This is a genomic window from Neobacillus paridis (assembly GCF_016765675.1).
GTDB classification, from domain to species: domain Bacteria; phylum Bacillota; class Bacilli; order Bacillales; family Cytobacillaceae; genus Neobacillus; species Neobacillus paridis.
On record NZ_JAESWB010000362.1, the window covers coordinates 155,311 to 177,151 of the forward strand.

The 21,841-nt window shown below is 42.2% G+C and carries 15 protein-coding genes; 2 read left to right on the forward strand and 13 right to left on the reverse strand.

The genetic code is table 11. The features are described 5' to 3' along the window. Positions 1-40: 40 nt before the first annotated feature. The 13 genes from caiA to JK635_RS21595 form a co-directional block, all read right to left on the reverse strand. Positions 41-1,180: a crotonobetainyl-CoA dehydrogenase gene (gene caiA, locus JK635_RS21535; protein WP_202655981.1), complete on the reverse strand. Its 1,140-nt coding sequence runs from the start codon at positions 1,178-1,180 to the stop codon at positions 41-43. Between the two features lie 95 nt (positions 1,181-1,275). Next, positions 1,276-2,847: an L-carnitine/gamma-butyrobetaine antiporter gene (caiT, locus tag JK635_RS21540; protein ID WP_202655982.1), complete on the reverse strand. Its 1,572-nt coding sequence runs from the start codon at positions 2,845-2,847 to the stop codon at positions 1,276-1,278. A 1,101-nt stretch (positions 2,848-3,948) separates the two neighbouring features. Next, positions 3,949-4,908: a mannose-6-phosphate isomerase, class I gene (gene manA, locus JK635_RS21545; RefSeq protein ID WP_202655983.1), complete on the reverse strand. Its 960-nt coding sequence runs from the start codon at positions 4,906-4,908 to the stop codon at positions 3,949-3,951. 243 nt (positions 4,909-5,151) lie between these two features. Then, positions 5,152-6,012 (reverse strand): ROK family protein, encoded by an 861-nt coding sequence (locus JK635_RS21550; RefSeq protein ID WP_202655984.1) that lies wholly within the window; start codon positions 6,010-6,012, stop codon positions 5,152-5,154. 72 nt (positions 6,013-6,084) lie between these two features. Continuing rightward, on the reverse strand, positions 6,085-7,308 hold the full coding sequence (locus JK635_RS21555) for an MFS transporter (RefSeq protein ID WP_202655985.1): 1,224 nt from the start codon (positions 7,306-7,308) through the stop codon (positions 6,085-6,087). A 42-nt stretch (positions 7,309-7,350) separates the two neighbouring features. Beyond that, positions 7,351-8,346, reverse strand: coding sequence for a zinc-dependent alcohol dehydrogenase family protein (locus tag JK635_RS21560; protein WP_202655986.1), 996 nt, complete (start codon positions 8,344-8,346; stop codon positions 7,351-7,353). Further along, the gene (locus JK635_RS21565) at positions 8,318-10,879 is read right to left on the reverse strand and encodes a glycoside hydrolase family 2 protein (protein WP_202655987.1); all 2,562 of its coding nucleotides are present in this window, start codon (positions 10,877-10,879) and stop codon (positions 8,318-8,320) included. The genes JK635_RS21560 and JK635_RS21565 overlap by 29 nt, the downstream gene beginning before the upstream one ends. Before the next feature lie 99 nt (positions 10,880-10,978). Next, complete coding sequence (locus JK635_RS21570; protein WP_202655988.1) at positions 10,979-12,043, reverse strand: BtaManbiosPhlase; 1,065 nt, start codon at positions 12,041-12,043, stop codon at positions 10,979-10,981. A 22-nt stretch (positions 12,044-12,065) separates the two neighbouring features. After that, the gene (locus JK635_RS21575; protein ID WP_202655989.1) at positions 12,066-13,004 is read right to left on the reverse strand and encodes an MTP-1 family protein; all 939 of its coding nucleotides are present in this window, start codon (positions 13,002-13,004) and stop codon (positions 12,066-12,068) included. Continuing rightward, positions 13,001-14,608 (reverse strand): glycoside hydrolase family 13 protein, encoded by a 1,608-nt coding sequence (locus JK635_RS21580; RefSeq protein ID WP_235888290.1) that lies wholly within the window; start codon positions 14,606-14,608, stop codon positions 13,001-13,003. Before JK635_RS21580 ends, JK635_RS21575 begins: the two co-directional genes overlap by 4 nt. A 23-nt stretch (positions 14,609-14,631) precedes the next feature. Next, positions 14,632-15,462: a carbohydrate ABC transporter permease gene (locus JK635_RS21585; protein ID WP_202655990.1), complete on the reverse strand. Its 831-nt coding sequence runs from the start codon at positions 15,460-15,462 to the stop codon at positions 14,632-14,634. After that, on the reverse strand, positions 15,449-16,327 hold the full coding sequence (locus JK635_RS21590) for a carbohydrate ABC transporter permease (RefSeq protein WP_202655991.1): 879 nt from the start codon (positions 16,325-16,327) through the stop codon (positions 15,449-15,451). Before JK635_RS21590 ends, JK635_RS21585 begins: the two co-directional genes overlap by 14 nt. After that, on the reverse strand, positions 16,327-17,649 hold the full coding sequence (locus JK635_RS21595; protein ID WP_202655992.1) for an extracellular solute-binding protein: 1,323 nt from the start codon (positions 17,647-17,649) through the stop codon (positions 16,327-16,329). Before JK635_RS21595 ends, JK635_RS21590 begins: the two co-directional genes overlap by 1 nt. Before the next feature lie 409 nt (positions 17,650-18,058). Between JK635_RS21595 and JK635_RS21600 the strand changes: the two genes are divergently transcribed. After that, on the forward strand, positions 18,059-19,078 hold the full coding sequence (locus JK635_RS21600; RefSeq protein WP_202655993.1) for a LacI family DNA-binding transcriptional regulator: 1,020 nt from the start codon (positions 18,059-18,061) through the stop codon (positions 19,076-19,078). A 275-nt stretch (positions 19,079-19,353) separates the two neighbouring features. After that, complete coding sequence (locus JK635_RS21605; RefSeq protein ID WP_368857111.1) at positions 19,354-21,357, forward strand: oxidoreductase; 2,004 nt, start codon at positions 19,354-19,356, stop codon at positions 21,355-21,357. Positions 21,358-21,841 lie beyond the last annotated feature (484 nt).

Sequence of the window (21,841 nt, forward strand, 5' to 3'; positions counted from 1 at the left end):
CATTGCTGTTAAACAACTATTCCTAGCGAAAAATTGCTATTTATTGATTACGATATTTTTTAAGCACTGCTCTACCTGCAGTAAGAATTTGCATTTCATCGGTTCCACCAGAAACGCGGTCCACACGAAGGTCGCGCCAGAAACGGCTGATGCGGTGGTCACCAGCAATACCTACGCCGCCTAAAACCTGCATCGCATCATCAACCACTTCAAAGGCAGCATTGGCACAGTAATATTTACACATTGCCGCATCTCCGGAAGTCATCATGCCATGATCATATTTCCAAGCAGCTTCATATAACATATTGCGCATGTTCGTTACTTTGATTGCCATGTTGCAGAACTTCTCTTGAATTAATTGCGTTCTTCCAATCGCCTCACCGAATTGGACCCGTTGGTTCGCATATTTCGCGGCATCTTCAAGCGCACAATAAGCCGTACCATAGTTCGTGCAGGCAACGAGGAAGCGTTCAAAGTCAAATTCTTCTTTCACACGGTTAAAGCCGTTGCCTTCTTTACCAAACATATCCTTTTCTTCTAATTCCACATTGTCGAAGTAGATTTCGCAACAGCTGTCCATTCGTAAACCAAGCTTTGTCAGCTTTTCCAGCTTGATTCCTGGTTTCTTCATATCGACAAACCATTCTGTGAAGGTATCGTAGTTTTCGGAATCTCTGGCCATAACCACCAGGTAAGGAGCTTTTGCACTGCTTGTGATAAATGTTTTATGGCCGTTTAAATATACTTTTCCATCTTTACGGGTGTACGTTGTTTGCAGGCTACCAACATCTGATCCTGCTCCTGGTTCAGTAATTGCTGAATTCCACATTTGCTTGCCGGTACCACGTAAAGCCATAATCTTCTCGATTTGCTCCTCGGTACCTTCACGCAAAATCGTATTAAATCCAGGCAGCTGATATAACACATAAGTCGGGGCACCCAGCCTTCCAAGTTCCTCCCAAACAGCTGTTACCGTTACCAATCCTGCATCAAAGCCATCATATTCTTCAGGTAACAAAAGACTGTCCACACCTAAATCAGCTAGTTCTTTTACAAATCTTTCAGGGTATTCACTTTTGGCATCACATTCTGCAAAATAACTTTCCCAGTTTTCTCTTGCCATTAAATCCTGAATACCTTTTACTAATAATTCCTGTTCATCTGTAAGTCTGAAATCCATTGTTGAAACCTCCTAAATCTATCAATTAAGCAGTTTCTCTGCCTAAGCGGCAGAGAAAACTTGCTTTTTTACAAATGTTTATCCGGTTGTTTTTTCTAGACACTTTGTTTTTTCTTTTTCAGATTCATCGCTACATTTGCATTTAAATCTTGCTCAATACCGCCCCAGCCGGTCTTCTTAATTTCTCTGAAGAAAGAAATCGGAATAATGATACAAACGACCATCATTGGCAAGCCGCCGATAACAGAGGAAGTTTGTAACGGCTGCAGTCCACCTAGTAACAATAATGAAATCGCTAATAAACCAAGAATCAACGCCCAGGAAATACGATTAAATCTTGAAGGTTCATCATTTTCGGTAATCCCTTTCGTCGTAACCATTGCCAACGTATAAGCCACACCGTTGATGAATGTACCAGTAGAAACAAAACAATATACAAGTAAAACAGGTAAAACGATTGCAGCTAGCGGTAAAGTAGACCAAATTTCGACGATGGTATGTGGTGCTCCAAATTTTGCAAAGATCGCTGGAATATCAATAATTCCTTTATAGTAAATATTCATGCTGTAAGGGGTAAACACACCGAAGAACACCATTTCACCAATGGTAATCGATCCTAAAACGCCGAGCGCAAATTCGCGAATCGTTCTTCCTTTGGAAATTTTGACAAGATAAATCGCATAAGATAATACACAGTTCAAGAACCAAGCCCAATAGAAAATCGTCCAACCTTGCGGCCAACCGGATTTTCCAAATGTATCGGTATAAAAGGTCATAACGATTAGATTTTGCAGCATCATGCCAACTGCATCTGTAAAGCCGTTTAAAATATAAGACATGTTCCCAAAAATTAGAACGAATATGATAACTCCAAATGCCAGCCAAACCCGGAGGTCGCTAAGGAATTTGATCCCCTTCTGTAAACCGAAATAGAGAGTGATGATGAATAAGGCAATCCAGGCGATCAGAATCGAACCGTCCAGCGATAAGGTATGTTTAACTCCAAAAATCTTGGAAATAAGTTCAGCTACAAGTGGAGTACCTAAGCCTAACGATGTTCCCACGCCGGCAACCATCCCAATAATATAGAGGACGTCAATCACTTTCCCGAGCCAGCCCTCTTTCCGCTTGCCTAAAACGCCGCACACACTGCTTGGTTTAATGACATCTCTTTTCTTAACAAAGAAGTTGTATCCAATGGCTACACCGACAACTACATACATGGCAACAGGAATAAGTCCCCAGTGATACATCCCATAAGCAGATCCCCACATAGCCGCTTCCGTTGAGTATGGTTTAGCGCCATGCGGCGGACTTTGCATATAATAGAGCCATTCAATCGATGCCCAATAAATGAGAGCTGCACTTGACGTAGAGGTAAACATCATTCCGAGCCAAGAAAACGTACTGAATTCTGGCGGGCCGTCTCCCAATCTCTTATCTTTGAGCTTTCCAAAAACGAAATACATACAGATCGCAAACATAATAATGACGTACCATTCAAAGGCCCAGCCAAGGTTGTTGGTTACCCAGCTTAAGGCACTTCCCGATATTTTGTTTGCCTGCTCAGGATTTTTGATAATGAATGCACATACAATAGCAATAATGATTAATGGCGGCCAAAATATGGCGTGATCAAGACTCAATTTTTTCTTATTTGGTTCCATAAAGATCCCACTCCTACCTAAATTAAAATTCCAAATGTTGGTCCATCTAATTGTTTTTGCTTATTATGGGCCTGGAGAAGTTTGTTGGTAGATTGGTTTTCAAGAATTGTATTCTGCTTTCAGCTTTAAGTTTGCGATTAAATGAAAACTTGCCGACTGACGAGTCCTTAAGGACGGTTCATGAGGCGTAGTTGAATTTATGCGACATAAGGGAGTATAAATTTTGGAAAAATTTTCACTTCCTTATTAGCTAAACACATTCTTTGAAATCCTCTCTTTGAAAAAGCCACCCACCCTTCAATTAGAATGTTTTGTAGGAAACTAAAACTCTTTGTACTAAAAACCATGGTTTCGTCCTTATATATTTGCATCATCCGTGCCAAATTTTAAAATTATGCCGCTGAAATTTTGACAGGAATATCACGAATTTGTGACTAACATGTGAAATGGTGAGCATTTTGTCACTCAATTTAAAAAGAACGGATAGAAAAAATAGAATCCAATATTCTCTGTTGTAAAAAAATTTTTACGTGTAAAATATTTTTTCTAGGAAAATATCCTTTTTTCATAAGGAATCTGCGTTGGTGTAAAAATTATTTTACTAATCAAAGTTGCTCGGATTTCAAAATCTTCAGCAGAGATGATCTTCGAGAGACACTTTTTTGCTCAAAAAAAAATCATCATTCTTTTTTTGAAAAAATGATGATTCAGGTTTAACCGCTGACAAATTTCAACATTGTCCTGCTAAGCAAAGTTAAACAATCGTTTGATTAAAAATAGCCAATTCCTTGGTAGGTAATGAGTCTGGCCACTAAATATTTAAAAATCTTGTCATTTTAAACAAACGTTTAATTGAATTGGATTTTCACACGACAATTTTCCAGAAGAATTTTCCGTGAGCTTCCTATTTCCCTCGTTTGAAAAAAGAACGACACTCAAGTCGTCCTCAACGTTGCTTTTTCCACCACTTTATTTAAAAAATAAACGATGGCTGACACCGTTCAGATCTTTACCCCCTTTCCTGCGTAAGAAAAGAGCATGAGGGCATTCCCCCATGCTTTAAACCCTTTTTTAAAAAAACTCCTGAGTGACAATTTTTACTTATTCATGCGAAACAATACATTCCGCTTTTCCCTCTAATTGATATTCCCGAACACCATGAGGCAGGATAAATTGGCTGCCTTTTTTGACGTCGAAGGACTGTCCAGCAATTGTGAGCACAGCTTTCCCTTCGATGACACTCACCTGCAGGTAATCTGCTGTCATTTTACAATTGGCCTGTCCGTCTACTTGCCAATGAGACACGGTAAAATACTGTTCTTCTACTAATTTCTTTTCAACTAAGCCGCCATTCACGGTTTCCGTCTGCTCTAAAACCGCATCCTGATGGGGAACAGTAGTCACTTGTTTGGCCCGTTCCAAATGCAGTTCGCGCTTCTTACCGGTAGCATCTGTCCGATCATAATCATAAACACGATATGTGATATCAGAGCTTTGCTGCGTTTCGAGAATGACGATGCCTCTTCCAATCGCATGAATGGTACCGCTGGGAACATAGACAAAGTCGCCGGCCTTGACTTTAATGCGCCTTAACAGCCTGTCCCATTCCCCTTGGTCAATCATCGAGACCAATTCCTCTTTTGTCTTGGCATGGTGGCCATATACAAGCTCAGCCCCGTCTTCCGCACTTAACACATACCAGCATTCCGTTTTGCCATAAGGAACGCCTTCCACTTCACGGGCAAATTCATCATTTGGATGGACTTGAACAGATAAATCATCAGCGGCATCGAGGATTTTAATGAGTAATGGGTACTCTCCTGTTTCGCCCGCATCTTTATTAAAAAGTTCCTTATGATCTTTCCAGGCATCCACCAACGTCTTCCCCGCAAGCGGGCCGTTCATAATCACGCTTGGGCCATGCGGATGAGCGGAGATTACCCAAGCTTCTCCTGTTCGCTCATACGGTATCTGATAATGAAATTCTGTGCTTAACTTTTGCCCGCCCCAAATCCTTTCCTGAAATACTGGCTGCAAAAAAATCGGCTCATTATTGTACATTGTAAACCTCCCATTACATTTCATGGTGATAACTTTTTTTTAAAATCACTCTTAAAAGACAAAATACAGTGTAGAGTCATAGCTAATTAGCGAATTTAATAAATTTATTAGCAAATTTTTAAGTTATATTAGCGAATTCAGATCACTTATTAGCGGATTGAAAGGTTTTATTAGCGAATCAAAAATAGCAATAATTTTGAATGAAATTCAGTATGAAAAATGCGAGAGGCCGCGATGACGCTTTCACGCGTCTAACGCATGCTGGGCCAGGATCAGCGCTCCGGTAATCCCGGCATTGTCTCCCAAACCTGGGCTAACAATATAATCAGGCAGCTCGGGCAATGAGATATAATTTTGAACAAACTCCGGCAAATACCGATAGATTGCTGTAAATACCGACTGTTGCTTCATGACTCCACCACCTAGGATAATCCTCTTTGGCGAAAGAATCAAAATATATTGCATCAAAGCCTGTGCCAGATAATACCCTTCTAGGTCCCACACCTCTGCCCGGTCAGCAAGCTGGACCCCTTTATCGCCCCAACGTTCTTCGATCGCCGGCCCGGAAGCCAAGCCTTCCAGACAATCATGGTGATAAGGGCATTTGCCCTGATAAGAATCGTTTGGGTGACGCCGGATCAGAATATGCCCCATTTCAGGATGGGAAAGCCCTTCAAGAATCTGTCCGTGAACGACCGCACCAGCGCCGATTCCTGTCCCGACGGTAATATATAAACAGCTGTCTACCCCTGTGGCCGCCCCCAGCGTTACCTCGCCCAGGGCAGCGGCATTCACATCCGTCGTAAAACCTACGGGTAGAGCCAACGCATCCTTCAATGTTTGGACAAACGGATAATTCCGCCATCCCGGTTTTGGAGTCGACGTTATGTACCCGTAAGTGCGACTTTCGCGGTCAACGTCGATCGGTCCAAAAGAGCCCACTCCAATCGCCTTGATTGAATGTCCTTGAAAAAACTCGATCACCTTCCCAATTGTTTCTTCAGGAATCGTCGTTGGAATCTGAACCCGGTCCACGATATTTCCCTTTTCATCCCCAACAGCACAAACAAATTTTGTTCCACCTGCTTCAATTGCCCCTAACATTAACATTTCCCTCCTACCGCTCAATCATATATTTTACCAGAAGTAACGGGATGCTTTTTTGAAAAAAGCAAACTAACCATTCCCGTTCTTTGTCACCAGGCTTGGCTTTTTCCAAATCCAATATAACGTTGGAACCATTATCACATAAATAATTGGAAAAAGACTAAACGAAATCGGCAACAGTTGTTCCATATTTAAGTATTTTCTCATCAGCAAAAAGATCAATACACCTATTATTCTACCAACTCCAAGTGGAATTTCACGAATAATGATATAATCCAGTCGTCTAACTTTATATTGTGGATCCTTTTCAATCGAAGAGTAAATCATCGCATTCATCGATGTGTTAATCATATTCATCGCAACCGGCTGAATCACAGCAAAAATAATTAATGATAGGATTACCGGATAGGCCGAGATTAAAATCGATCCTAATAAAATACTAATGGAGCCAATCGAAAAAATAGCAATGCGATAATCGGGATTTGAAAACTTGGCCAATACATAAAAAGCCAACATCGACATTACCTCAGCTGCTGTGTTAAAGACACCCAGGCTAAATTCCCCGCCAGCCACCTTGAATGTAATCATCGTAATAAGGAAGGTCGTATAGACTCCCGAAACAACCCCATCAGCCAGCATAACCGGATACATTCTTTTCCATTCCCGCGATGGATTCTTCAGTACCTCCCAGAGATAGCTTTTTTCAGAAACAGGATTTCCCTTTACTTTTAACGAAACCAAAAATGAAAGAAAAAAGAAAATACAGGTTGCAATAAAGACAATATAGTATCCGATCATCCCTTTAAATTGAGAGATAATGATCCCAGAAAGAAAAGGAGCGATGATCCCGCCAACAGTAAACAAAATTCCCTCAATATATAAAAATTGGTCACGTTTATCATTAGTTGTCAGGTCCAGTACAGCCATATGCACCCCGACATAATACAAGCTCATCGCCAAGCCCATGGAGATCCCCATCAAAAAAATGTGATGGCTTAAGCTATGGTGAAATAGCAGCATGATTAAATACGTAATAAGGTAAAAAATAAACCCTAAGCGCATCGTAATCATCGGACTGGTTTTCCTGGCAAACCACGCACATATTCCAAAACAAAAGATAATCGAAACCGACCAAAATAAGCTGTAATAGGCCAATAAGGAATACGTTTTGTCCAATTTCCATAAAAAGACACTTTGAAAAATAGCTGACAGAGACGTGCCAAAGGAAAACAAACCATTCATGATTAGGTAAAATTTCAACTCAGTTGAAAAGGAATTAAAAATTTTTATCATCTAAATGACCCTTCAAAAAACAGATTTTATTACACCCTGTTCTTATTCGTAAAGAATAACAGCCTTGGAAACGTGCAAGCTTGCAAAATCCCCCATCACCTTCGGCAGCTCGTCAACGGTAAAGCGATGAGAAATAAGTGATTTGACGTCTACCACCCCTTTTTCAATTAAGGAAATAGCTTCTTCATGTGTGAAGGGATTGACGAACGAGCCCTTGATAGTCAGCTCTTTAGAAAAAATCTCAAACGGTGAGACCATCATAACCGTTTCCGGAGCAGCTACTCCAAAAAGCAATACCTGCCCGCCTTTAGCAGCAGAACGAACAGCCAGCTCCATACTTTCCGGTCTGCCGACACATTCAATCACAACGTCTGCCGCCAACTTAGAAGAATGGAATGGATTGATTACCTGGTCGGCGCCAAGCCTATACAAGAGATCTTTTTTATTCTCGGCAGGCTCGCTCACGATAATTGATTGGACATGCTGCTGTTTGACCAATTGTAAAAATAACTGTCCAATAAAGCCGCCGCCAATAATCAATACCCTTGAAAGTGGGGATAGTTGAATCTTTTTAAAGCCATGCAACACACAGCCCAAAGGCTCGATCAGTGATCCTTCTTCAAACGTTAAATTGTCAGGAAAGGGGTAGCAATTTGCCGCCGGTACTGTACAGTATTCACCCATACCGCCATCCCGGGTCACACCTACTGCCTGAAGATGGTCACATAAATGTGCCCTGTTACTACGGCAATATTTACAAGTCCCACAATAAATATTGGGATCAATTGAAACCCGGTCCCCTATTTCCAAGTTCGTAACCTCTGAACCTATCTCGACTACCTCCCCCGCTAATTCATGGCCAAGAACAATCGGGGTATGGACCTCGGCAGATCCCGGGTGCCCATGATATATATGCTGATCGGTCCCACAAATACCGCAGCTTTTGACCTTAATGACCACTTCCTTTTCTGCCGGTTTGGGATAGGCCCAATCGATAACCTCTAATTGCTTAACGCCTTGTAACACCGCTGCTTTCATTCGTCTCATCTCCAAACTTAAAAATACCCGTACTATTAAGTGCACTGACTCTTAATGTACCCCAAGGAATTTCTTTTCCCTGCGCCTGCGAAACTTTAATTGTTTTGGATTCATAGGCAAGCAGATCAAAGAAATTATCCTCGATAATTAACTGCTCCATATCCAGTTCAATCGTTACCATCCGTGCCAATACATTCGTGGTAATGGTTAACTCACCTGCAGCTTTATTTACCTTTACCGTTAACTCAGCACAACCTAAGCTTAAATCCTTTTGATCACGGAAATAATACATATTTTCATAGACTTGATGATTTTTCGAGCGGAGCACCATAACGGCATCTGTCGGATTAAGCCTGCCTAATGCCTCAGTTTCCACTACTATATCAATCTGTTTTGAAACATTGGCCTCAACCAATACAGACCATGTCTTGGAAAAGACTTTTTCCCCATTATAGTGATAGACTGCCAATTCAATCTCATCCTTGTAGGCAGATAATCGATCATTGACAACCCAAATGGCGATTTTTTCACCCGGTTCATGGTCTGCCGTTAATAAAATTGGGCTGTAAAACTTCCGTGCATAATGATAAGCAGCCTTCGGCAACAGATAATAATCGATCACCGACCAGCTTGTTCCCGGCCAGCAATCATTGAGCTGCCAAACCAATGTTCCGCTCGTATGCGGTTTGTTCCTGCGATAGTGCTCAATCCCAAACTTCAAGCCTTCCGCTTGGGTTAACATCGAATAAGCAATGTACTCATCGAGATTCTGGGGAACCCCCGTATACCCTTCCATCAACAAAATGCCCTTTGGATGATGGATATCTTTATTGCGGTATGCCATTTCTTCACTGCCCCAGAAAAATTGCTCCTTCGGAATATTGCGCTCTAAAGTATAGCGGTTTGATGAGGCATGCATTCCAAATTCACTGGCAAACAGGGTTGTATCGTTTTTAAAGTTTTTAAACGATAAACCTGCTACGCTGTAATCCACCCTTTGCGGTTCACCAAACTTTCTCGGCTCAATATTTCCATGCCAAACCTGCCAATTATGAGTGTCGCCTTGTTCCCTTGAGTTATGGTCATTCCCTCCGAAGGGCGAGCTTGGCCAAAACAGTCTGGTTGGGTCCAATTCTGCCAACAGCTCGGGCATTAATTCATGATAGATCTTTTCTCCATAAAAAGGATGCGGGATTTCCCCTGAAGCTGCCAGAGCCTCGTAGAGCCAATCATTCTCATTATTACCACACCAAATCGCCAAACACGGCTGATTGCGTAATCGCTTGACAATCTGGATGATTTCCGCGCGCACATTAGCCATGAAATTTCTGTTGTAATCAGGATACAAGGCACAGGCAAACATAAAATCCTGCCAAACTAAAATTCCCAGCCGGTTGCATTCGTGATAAAAGACTTCCCTTTCATAAATGCCGCCGCCCCAAACACGAAGCATATTCATATTGGCATCCTTCGCCATTCCGATTAAATGCTGGTAGCGAGAATCCGGTACGGCCCCGATAAAGCTATCAATGGGAATCCAATTAGCTCCTTTAGCAAAAATCTTCACTCCATTTAGAACAAAGGTGAAACGATGGTTTCCTTTCTCATCCGTCTGCATTACCTCTATCGTCCTTATCCCAAAATCCTCACTTCGGCAATCAATTTGGATCCCATCTGCAAACAAAACTACCTGAAGCTGATACAAATGTGGTGTTCCAATATCATGGGTCCACCACAGCTTGGGAGCAGGCACTTCCAAATTCATTACCGTGCTTTTACCGACAATCTTTTGATGAGCCGTAACCGTAACCGCATTATCAGAATCCACAAGGCTGACCTGCACCTCGAAACTTTTATTGCTGTGAAACTTTTCAATCTCTAGCTCAATTGCAACTCGCGCTTGATCTGCTGAAATAGACGTCGTTTTGGCAAACACGGCATCAATTTTGGCTGCTGTTCTTTTTTCTAAATGAACATCTTTCCAAATGCCAGCAGTAACCAGACGAGGTCCCCAATCCCAGCCATAATGGCTTTGGGCTTTTCTCGTCCAAATCCGCTTTTTACTAAAACCAGACCAATAATATTGCACCTTATCCTTCACGTGAATATGAACAGGGTCAAATTTAACCGCCAAAACATTTTTTCCATGCCGCAGCTCCCTTGTCACTTCAAAGGTATGGCTAATAAACATATTTTCCGTTGAACCTAGCTCAATTCCGTTTAAATAGACGGTGGCAAAGGTATCCAGTCCGTCAAAAATTAATTCATAGCGGTCTTCCTGACTTATATCAGCATGAAATTCAAAGGTGCTGCGATACCACCATACCTTTTCCTCCACCCACTGGCATTTTAAATCGTTATGACCGTAAAAGGGGGCATCGATCAGCTTGTGCTCGATTAAGGTAGAATGAACATCACCCGGTACCTTCGTTGTCATCCAAAAATAATCAATATATTCCGGGGAAGCCACTTCAAGATCACGAGCAGCTCCCACATCAAATTGCCGAATTTTCCAGTTATCATTTAATTTCATTGAAACTTCGCCTGCCTTGTTCTTTGCTGAAGTGATTCAAAAAGTAGATGCACACTTAAAAGGACCAGAATTGCTGCGGCAATTATGGCCCGTTACCTACTAATTTCCATAGTTTAGAGAATCAAGGATTTCCTGCAAGCTTAATTCTGCGCAAGCCATGGATGTATCAGCGACCCCGTAATACAGTTTTACCACGTCGCCAGCAACAACTGCGCCGCAGGAAAAGACGACATTTCCAAAGAAACCATCCACTTCATAGTCAGCCTCCGGCTCAAGTACAGGCTTATCTGAACGAGCGATGACCTTTGTCGGATCTTCCAAATCCAAAAGCACCGCCCCCATACAATAGCGGTCATCCTTGGACGCCCCGTGGTAAATCTCGAGCCAGCCTTTTTCTGTCTTAATCGGCACGGCGCCTCCGCCCATACGGCCGCTATCCCACATGCCTTCTCGTAAACCCAGCAAGTATTTATGATTTCCCCAATGTAAAAGGTTGGTAGATTCAGCAATCCAAATTTCTGGTTTACCCACACTTCGTGGAACAGGTCGGTGAAGCGCATAGTATTTGCCATTAATTTTTTCCGGGAAAATCAATACATCCTTGTTTTCCGGCGCAAAAATCATCCCGTGATGCTCAAGATGGATAAAATCCTTGGTTGAAACCATCGCCTCTCCAACACCAACAGGAGAAACCGCACTAAAGTAGATATAATACGTATCATCGATTTTAGTAATCCGCGGATCCTCAATTCCAAACGTCTCCAATTCATTAGAAGGGTACACAAACGGCTTGTCATCAATTGTAAAATGATGACCGTCTTTACTTCTGGCAATCCGCAAATATGATAAAGAAGTTAAGTATTTAAACCCTTCGGATGAGTCATTTTCACGAATGACCCGGGGATCGGAAAAATTATATTTAGGGTCATCTAAACGTAATTCTAAAATTTCCAGCTGTCCCTTGTCAGGATTGTAAATCGGAGCTTTTATTATGTTTGGATCTTCGCTAATGGGCCGCTCCGCTACGCGCAGCAGCATAATCGTTTCATCTTGATAGGTGGTAACACCAGCATTAAACGCACCGATTACCTCGAAGTCGTCCCGATGGGGCTTAACATCGGCAGGGGTAACCAATGGGTTTTGTTCATATCGATATACTTTCATTTTTAATGCTCCTATTCATAAATTAACGTTCATATTGTAAAAAAGGATCGGGCAGAATCATCTTTTGCGCTTCTGCATCACTAATCCCGGCATATAATACAGCGTTGCCATCAGCCTGACGGACAAGCCCGCCGCTAAAGACGACATCGATTAAATCTGGACGTTTTGCAGGCCCGGGCAGAAACTGACTTCTCACTGCAATTAACTTCATATCGGAGATTTCCCCGGTATCTGGGTCAAGAGCAAAAACCATTGGATAATAATGACGATTCCCTTCCGTATCAAAATTAGCAATATGCCCTAAAACACCTACTAAACCATGTGCCAATAAATGTGGTTCATTGCAACCGCCCCACTGTTCGTCAATAAATTGTCCCTCCAATAAAGGCGCCTTATTGATGACCTCAATTGACAGTTCCGCTAACGAGGAAATACGTGTCCAGCCAATTTTTCCCCGACCGCCCTTTTCTCCCTGCGGCCTTGTCAACACGCCAATTGTTCCGTCCTTTAGCTCAATCAGACGGAGGTCCTTCATGCCGTTCGGGCCCTTGGCAAATTCAGTTAATTCGGCAATCGACTTGCCCCGATAAAGTACGGTGCGCCAGCCCAGCTGACCAGCAAGAGTAGCGTGAGGAAAAATTTGTACGCCTCCCAACACCAGTTCACTGGCTATTTTCGTAAAAAAAGGATCCTGCAGCTCAAATACAGGGGCGTTTTCTCTTGGAATCCACTGCCCGCCCCGCTCGACAAAAAAGTGAACCTGGGAATGTTCACTGTCACGCGCTTCCACCCGTCCCGCAATGACAAGCTCACCTTCATCTTCAAATGGTGCCGTTATATTATAGACATCCTTTTCGCCAACTCCAGAGAAGCGGATTTTTTCAACTTGAACAGATCTTACGGAAAATTCCTGCAGCAGCTGTTCACATGTTTTCACGTTGCCTTTCTGTAATCCGGTCACCCTTTTTCCTCCTTTACTATCAAGGCTTCATCGGGAAGAATCTTTACGGTATTACCAGCCTCGATTGGTTTTCGCTTAGTTGATAGTAATAATTTCACATCGGTTGAAAAATACCGATCTAGATCTAATGTTTTGATCTGGTCGGTGAAATTGAATAGGACAAGAACCCTTTCTGAAGGATCTTTTCGAACGAAATAGATCATGCCTGAATCATAATCAAATAACTCATACTCACCCGTGCGTAACGATGGGTGTTCCCTTCGCAGCTGTAACAATTGCTTGTAAAAGGACAGCATCGAATTTGGATCTTGAAGCTGTTTCTCGACATTTACTTCCCGATAATCAGCTGGGATCGTAATCCAAGGCTCCGTCTCTGAAAATCCTGCATAGATATCTCCATTCCATTGCATCGGAGTTCGTGACTTATCACGTGATTTATCATTAGCAATCAAGAGGGCTTCATCGTCAGACTTGCCTTCCTCCAATGCCAGCGTATAGGCAATTCTTCCTTGAACATCCTGCATTTTTTCAATGTCATCTGTCACCCAATCACGCATACCAATTTCATCACCAAAATAGATAAACGGCACCCCTTTTGCTGTCAGCATAAAGGCAGCAAATTGTTTCGCCCGGTCTTCACCGCCGCCAAAACGAGAAATAAACCGTGGCATATCATGGCTGGAAAAGAATAAAGTTGGCGTTTGTTCCAGGTCATAAGTCTTTTCAGTTGCCGATAACTCCTGATAAAGTTTTTTCGGATTAAACTCTTCGATACTGCCAATGTTAAAATTAAATACCACATCAAGCTTGCCGGTGCCCGAATAGTGTTTCAAAACATCCAAATCCTCGGAACCAACCTCCCCGACAAGGAATTTGTCGGGATATTGATGAACGAAAGCAGCAATTTCCGAAATAACCTCTAAAACCCCGTCTTGGTCCTTATCATATACATGGATTTGTTCCTGTTTAGCAGCATCAAACGGATTGTCTGGAAACAAATCACGAACTGTCAAAAAGTTAATGACGTCAAGCCTGAAGCCGTCGACTCCCTTTTCAAGCCAAAACTTCATCACGTCAAACATTGCTTGTTTAACCTCGGGATTGGCCCAATTTAAATCCACTTGTTCTTTGGCAAAGGCATGATAGTAATATTGATTAGTTTCTTCATCCCATTCCCATGCCGGACCGCCAAAGAATGATTCCCAATTATTGGGCTGATCGCGCCAAATATACCAATCCCGCTTTGGATGATCTTTGGAGGAGCGGGATTCCTGAAACCACGGATGGGCGCTCGATGTATGGTTCAATACCAAATCAGCAATGACTCGAATATTCCGCTGATGAGCTTCTTTGATCAATCGCTCAAAATCGCTCAGCGTTCCATAATCAGGGTCGATATCATAATAATCAGCAATATCATAGCCGTTATCGACTTTTGGCGATGGATAAAAAGGCGTCAGCCACAAACCATCAATCCCCAATTCCTTCAAATAATCAAGTTTTGAGGTAATCCCGGCAAAATCGCCAATTCCATCTCCATTTCCATCTTTAAAGCTTGGCATATAGATTTCATAAAATACGGCTTCTTTCCACCATTTCTTCATAACGATAGCAGCTCCCGGCTATTTTATTTAAGCGTAAATTGCATACCTTCCTGGAACTTTTTCGCGAAAGCCAAGAAGATAAGAATGATTGGCATGGTCAATAAAACAGAGGCCGCATACATGGGGCCTGGATAGCCGCCGTAAGGACCAAACATTTGTGATAACAAGACGTTCAGCGTTAACATATTGTCGCTTTTCGTAACAATCATGTCCCATAACAGCTCTGTCCATCTTTCCATAAATAAGAATAAGAAAATAACCGTTGTAATCGATTTGGACATTGGCAGCACAATTTTAAACATAATCTGCAGGTTGCTGGCCCCATCCAGTTTCGCAGCCTCGATAAAGGTTTCCGGAATCGCCTTGAAAAAGTTTGTATACATGAAGATGGCCCATAAGCTAAGCGCTTTTGGCAAAATCATTCCCCAGTAAGAGTCGTACATCCCTACCTTTTGAATCACCAGGAAAGTTGGGATCAGCAAAATAATCGCCGGGAAGAACATTTGAAACAGAATAATGTTATTAATCGTATTTCTTCCTTTAAAAGGGATTTTTGCTAAGGCATAAGCAACCATTACAGCCGTTACCATCATCAAAAATGTCGATCCGGCAGATACAATAAAGCTGTTGAAAAATGCATGAATCCATGGCCTTGGGATGACCGCTTCTCCACCACCCAAGAGCCATTGATAAGACTTGAGAGTGTAATGAGTGGGAATTAACTTTCTGTCCACTTGATCCCAATCCGCAAAGGAATTCAATACCATATAGATATAAGGAAAGATCATAACGAGTAAAAAGGCCACCGCTATTAGGTAACGAAACCATAAACCTTTTTTCTTAGTCCCAGCCATTTCGTTTCCCCCATAGTTCTAATAGTTTTCGAATGACATAAATAGAAATAAATGTGACAACTGAAGCAATAATGGCAATGGCTGATGCATAGCCAGCTTGAAGATTCGTGAAGGCTCGGCTGAAAATCTCCATTTGCCATGTATTCGTGGCAAAGTTCGGTCCCCCGCCGGTTAACTGGTACACTTCAGTAAAAATACCGAATGTAACACCAATCGCTAAAATTAAAACGGTATATAACGCCGGATAAAGCAGAGGAAAGGTAATTTTCCAAAACCGCTGCCAAGCATTGACCCCATCAATCATCGCCGCTTCATATACCTCTTTATTGATGCTTTCAAAGCCGGACGTTAGGATTAAGGCATAATATCCGGTAAATTTCCAAGCGATAATCAAGGCGACTACGAACAGGGCGGCAAATGGCGACCCCAGCCAGTCAATATCCAATCCAAAGGCCTTCCGCAAAAATTCATTTACAGGGCTGTTGTAAGATAAGATCCCTTTAACGATTAAAGACGAGACAACACCCGATGCTAAATAAGGCAAGAAGAAGCCAATTAAAAATATCCCTTTAAATCTTGGCAGACCTTGAACAATTAATGCGACAATAATCGATAAAGCAATCACCAAAGGTACGAATACAGCCATAAATTTAAAGGCTACAAAAAAGGCGGCCTGTACCCCAGGGCTTTTAAACGCCTCAAGATAGTTCTGAATTCCGACAAAACTAAAGGTCGGTGAAATTAAGTTCCAATTCGTCGCCGACAAAAAGAGCGACCAAACGAGCGGAATCAAGAAAAAAACGACCGCATATAAAAGATAAGGACTGGCAAAAAGCCAGCCCAACCGTCCTTCCTTTGTTCTCATTATTTGAGAGCCCCCTCAATTGCCTTTTGCATATCCTGCCAGGCTGTTTTCGGATCTTTCTCTCCCTTTACAACCGGATTGAATGCCTGTTGACCAATAATCGTTTGCAGGTCATTGTATTTTGCGTTATCCATTGGCGGAATTGCATTTGGTACAGCTGCAGCATATGGTTGTAACGCTGGATTCTTGTCAAAGAACGCTTTAAAAGAATCATTAGTTGTTAAATCATCACGCGCAGGCGGTAAGCTTGTTTTTTCAAGCCATTTCACATCATTTTCAGGTTTTGAATAAACCCATTTAATAAATTTCATTGCTGCTTCTTGTTGTGCTTTGGTTGCAGAAGCATAAATGACCAAACCTTTTGTATCAGCAAATGTCTTAACATTCGTCGTATCCACACCATCTGGGACTGGAGGTAATGATAATGTATAGGTTTCGTTATATTTCATTTTCGGGAATTTATCTTTCCAATAAGCAATCGTCCATGGACCAATATCCGAGAAAATTCCTAAAGCATTTTCAAATGGATCCTTCGCTTGTTTCGTTAATAGCGCCTTATTCTTTTGCAGGACAGCCATTAATGTCAGCACTTGTTCACCGGCTTTTTGATCCCCGGTAAACTTTGTACCTTCGATAAATTTATTCCCATTTGAAGCGGCATCATATAGCATAAAGAAGTCGAACCATCTTTTCCAAGCAGTTGGGTCAGCAAGGTCCGCTTTTGCCCAGACATATTTATCAGGATATTTTTGTTTTAATTTTTTCGCTACATCCAACATTTCGCTATAAGTTTTTGGCGCTTCGTTATAGCCAAGTTCTTTTAGAACATCAATTCTCCAGCCAAACAACATAGCGTTTGAATAGATTGGCAATACATATTGATGGCTATCGGCAAATTGCCAACCCTTCATGGTATTTTCCATATTGCGTTCTTTTTTCACTTCATCCCAGCCAGCTAAAGTATCAAGCGGAACAAGCGCTTTACTTTCAGCTAATTGAGCAGCAAATCCACGGTTAATATTCTCAGACATTGTTGGAGCGCTGCCGCCGGCAATTGCAGATTGAATACTAGCTTCCGAAGTTGGACTTTCTTTCATTGGGCTTACATTCACTTTGATTTTTGGGTTTTCTTTGGTAAACTGTTGCGCTACTTCCTTCCAATATACTTGCTGTGTTGGGTTTGGAGCTGCCCAAAACTCAATCGTTGTTACTCCATCCTTTGAACTTTCTCCTTTGCTTTGATCCTTCCCGGAACAAGCGGCCAGTCCGGATACAGCAAGTGAAGCCGCTAATAGGACTGATGCAACCTTTTTAACTTTCATTCTTCTTCCCTCCAGTTATTATTATGACCATCCATGATAAACCTAATTAGTAAAAGCAAATCTACTAAAATAATATGGTAACGCTATCAAAAATGAGTAAAATAGAAAGGTAATGATCGAATGATGTTTGTCAGGACCCCTCTTTTCTTATTTCTTTCTTTTTAAAATTACAAATTAAATTACTTATTTCGTTTGTAACTATTTTTGTAACCTTACAATGTAATTATTACACCTTGATAATATAATGTCAAATAAAATATTGGGGCAAATTATGACAAAACGATGAAATAGGACTATTAAAAAGGTAATTCTACTATTGCTAAATATATTTTGTAACGTTACAATATAATTACAAACTAAATTCGTAATCATGCTTATCTATTGATTATTTAGAGGAGATCGTTTAAATATGGACAGAAAAATTACCATGCAGGATATCGCAGACAGGCTCAACATTTCAAAAAATTCTGTTTCTCAGGCGTTATCCGGAAAACCGGGTGTCAGCGAGGAAACAAGGCGGCTGGTCCAACTAACGGCCGATGAGTTAGGTTATGATTATACCAAATCACGAAAGGCAAAGCCGGCTGAACAAAACGCACCTAAAAACATTGCCCTAATTGCCTCAGATTATGCTTTCTCATTTAAAAGCTTTTTTGGAGAAATTTATTTAAGCGTTGAAAAAGAAGTAAGAGAGCGCGGAATGAACTTATTTATCGAATCAATTGATCGCGAGGCGAAAGAAAGCTTAACCCTGCCTGCTCTGCTTTCTACCCATAATATAGATGGTATCCTGATTCTATCTCATATAAGCACAGATTATATTTTAAAAATCCTCGAAACAGGGATCCCGGCCGTTTTAATCGACCATCACGAACCATGGCTGCAGGCTGATTCGATCTTGACCAATAATCGCTTTGGGGCATTTACAGCCGTCGAACACCTAATAAAACTGGGCCATCGTGATATTGCCTATATTGGAGATGTAGAGTTTTCACCAAGCTATCAAGAAAGGTTAGAAGGATACCTGCTCGCTCTAAATAAATACGGCATTACTCCGAACGAAGATTTTATGTTTAAAACAGCACATGAAGATCAGGATGAATTAACTGATTTTTTTGAAGGGTTGGAAAGAAAGCCAACAGCATGGTTTTGCGTCAACGACGGACATGGATTCCTGATCCTGTCACTTCTGCAGCAAAAAGGCTTTAAAGTTCCCGACGATGTTTCCATCTGCAGCTTTGACAACGGACAATTATCACAAATATCGACCCCCAAAATCACCACTGTAGATATAGACCTGAAATACTTTGGCAAAAAAGCGGTTGAACAGCTGTGCTGGAGAATCGAAAACCGTGATGATCCCATCCATGAAATATTGCTGCCAACTAAGTTGCTCATCAGGGAATCCACCGCTGAACGAAAAAATTAAAGAAAGGACGGTTTCCCAGCTCCTGCTCATAACAGGAAGTATGGAAACCGTCTTTTTGCTATCCGCTGGTATCGAGCAATTCAAAGTCTTTTTATCTTGGAATTGAATTTTCTTTGATCCAATCCCATTTCGTTATCTCTTTATAATTAAAGCGTTCAATTTCGAAAACTTTGTTAAGACTTTCGTGCCCCCATTGTTCTCCCGAAAATAAAGATTTACAATTTGTTCAGTAGTTCACAATTTTTTAAAAAATACCTATAAGGATCGTGATCAATGTGGACAAAAAATATGAACCCCTGTTTGAGCCATTTACAATTGGCAAGGTCCAGATTAAAAACAAGTTCTTTATGGCGCCGATGGGAACTTTGTCAGAAGTAGATGAAAATGGCGCCTACACAAACCGGAGCATCCAATACCATGTGGAGCGAGCGAAGGGCGGAGTCGGCCTGATTATTACCGGGGCCCACTTTGTCGAAAATGATGTCGAGCAGCATACCGGCGTCCTCTTTCCATGCCCTACGAAATCACCGGAATTCTATGAAAAACGGGCCCGTGAATTGACGGACCGCGTTCATGCCTATGATACAAAAATTTTCATGCAAATCACTGCCGGCCTCGGGCGCTCAGCCTTACCGACTGCTGTTCATGGCGGCTTTGTGGCACCGTCACCAACAACTAACCGTTGGATCCCGAATGCCGAATGCCGTGAAATCACAACCGAAGAAGTCGAACATATTATCCAAAAAATGATTGAATCGGCTGTAATCGCCAAAAATTCAGGATTTGATGGCGTCGAAGTTCATGCCGTCCATGAAGGTTATCTCCTGGATTGCTTTACAATGGCCTTATTTAATCAGCGCACGGATAAATATGGCGGCAATCTCGAAGGCCGTCTCCGTTTTGCGACCGAAATCGTCAAAGGCATTAAAGCCGCATGCGGCGAAGATTTCCCAGTCGTTCTTCGCTTTAGTATAAAAAGCTACATAAAAGAACTCCGCCAAGGCGGTCTGCCAGGTGAAGACTTCAAGGAGTTGGGCCGCGATATTGACGAAGCATTGGAAGCTGCAAAAATTTTACAAGAAGCCGGTTATGATGCCTTTGATGCCGATGCCGGTTCCTACGATTCCTGGTACTGGGCCCATCCACCAATGTATTTTGAAAAAGGAGTCTACCTGCACCTGAGTGAAAAGTTAAAAGAAGTAGCCAACACTCCAGTGATGGTCGCCGGCAGGATGGATGATCCGGATATGGCGGTTGAAGCCTTAAATTCTGGAAAAATTGATGCCGTTGGCTTAGGACGTCCTCTATTGGCGGATCCGGCCTACGTAAATAAAGTAAAATCCGGAGAACTGCATGACATCCGTCCATGTCTGGGCTGCCATGATGGCTGCTTTGGCCGTTTATTGGAAGGCGGAATCGGCTCATGTGCCGTCAATCCGGAATGCGGACGTGAAATCTTCACCGGTATCGAGCCGGCCAAAGAGCAGAAAAATGTGGTCGTTGTCGGCGGCGGTCCTGCCGGGATGGAAGCAGCCCGTGTCAGCGCCATCCGTGGACATCAAGTTTCCTTATTTGAAGCAAAAGATCGCTTGGGCGGCGAGCTCGTTCCAGGAGGCATGTCCGATTTCAAAAAGGACGACCGTGAACTCATCAAGTGGTATGAATACGAGTTGAAGAAATTAGGGGTCGATGTTCACCTCAATACGAAAGCTGGTAAAGCAATAATCGAAGTGTTACAACCAGATTATCTATTTTTAGCGGAAGGTTCCCAGCCAATCAAATTGAATCTGCCTGGTATTGAAAGTAATTATGTTTATTATGCTCAAGATGTGTTGCTCGATCCAAACAAGGTAGACGAGACCTGCGTGGTTGTCGGCGGCGGTTTAGTCGGCTGCGAGCTGGCGCTGGATCTGGCACAAAAAGGGAAAAAGGTAACGATTGTCGAAGCGATGAATGATATACTGACGTCTGGCATTCCGCTACCGCCAATGAATGACTTCATGCTGCGTGACTTATTAGCTTTCAATAACGTGGAGATTGTCACCAATGCCAAATTGGCTGAAGTGACCGCTGCCGGGGCGAAAGTCGTAGTGGACGGCGAAGAAAAGGAACTCGCGGCAGACCAAGTGATCATCTCGGTCGGCTATAAATCCACCAGCCCTTTATACGATGAACTGAAGAACGAATATACAAATGTTTATCGTTTAGGCGACAGCAAAAAAGTCCGTAATATCCGCGCAGCTATTTGGGAAGCTTACGAAGTAGCTCGTTCTGTATAATCAGACGCCCTAAAAAGGAGCAAAGGTTTAGTAAAAGCGCAACAGGGGCTGTTCACGTGGTGCCTGACACCATGGCTTTTGAACAGCCTCTTTTTTTATCCTCTTAAAAAGTCCAAAATAGTACAGACATGAGCACTTTTCGGAGGTTTTTCCACAATAAAGTGTTCATTGGACCATCCCATGAGCAATTCACTGAGGCCTTTTCCCAAAAAACTGTTCATTGAACAGCACCATGAGCACTTTTCGGGGGTTTTTCCACAATAAAGTGTTCATTGGACCATCCCATGAGCACTTCACTTGGACCTTTCCCCAAAAAACTGTTCATTGAACAGCACCATGAGCACTTTTCGGGGGTTTTTCGATTAAGTCCGTATAATTGTGTAAAAATAATGAGTCATTTTATTCACTTTTGGCAACACTGTTTTCAACCACGATAAACAATGAAAAGAGGAATAAAAATGACTCAAGTACAGTTTAACCTGAA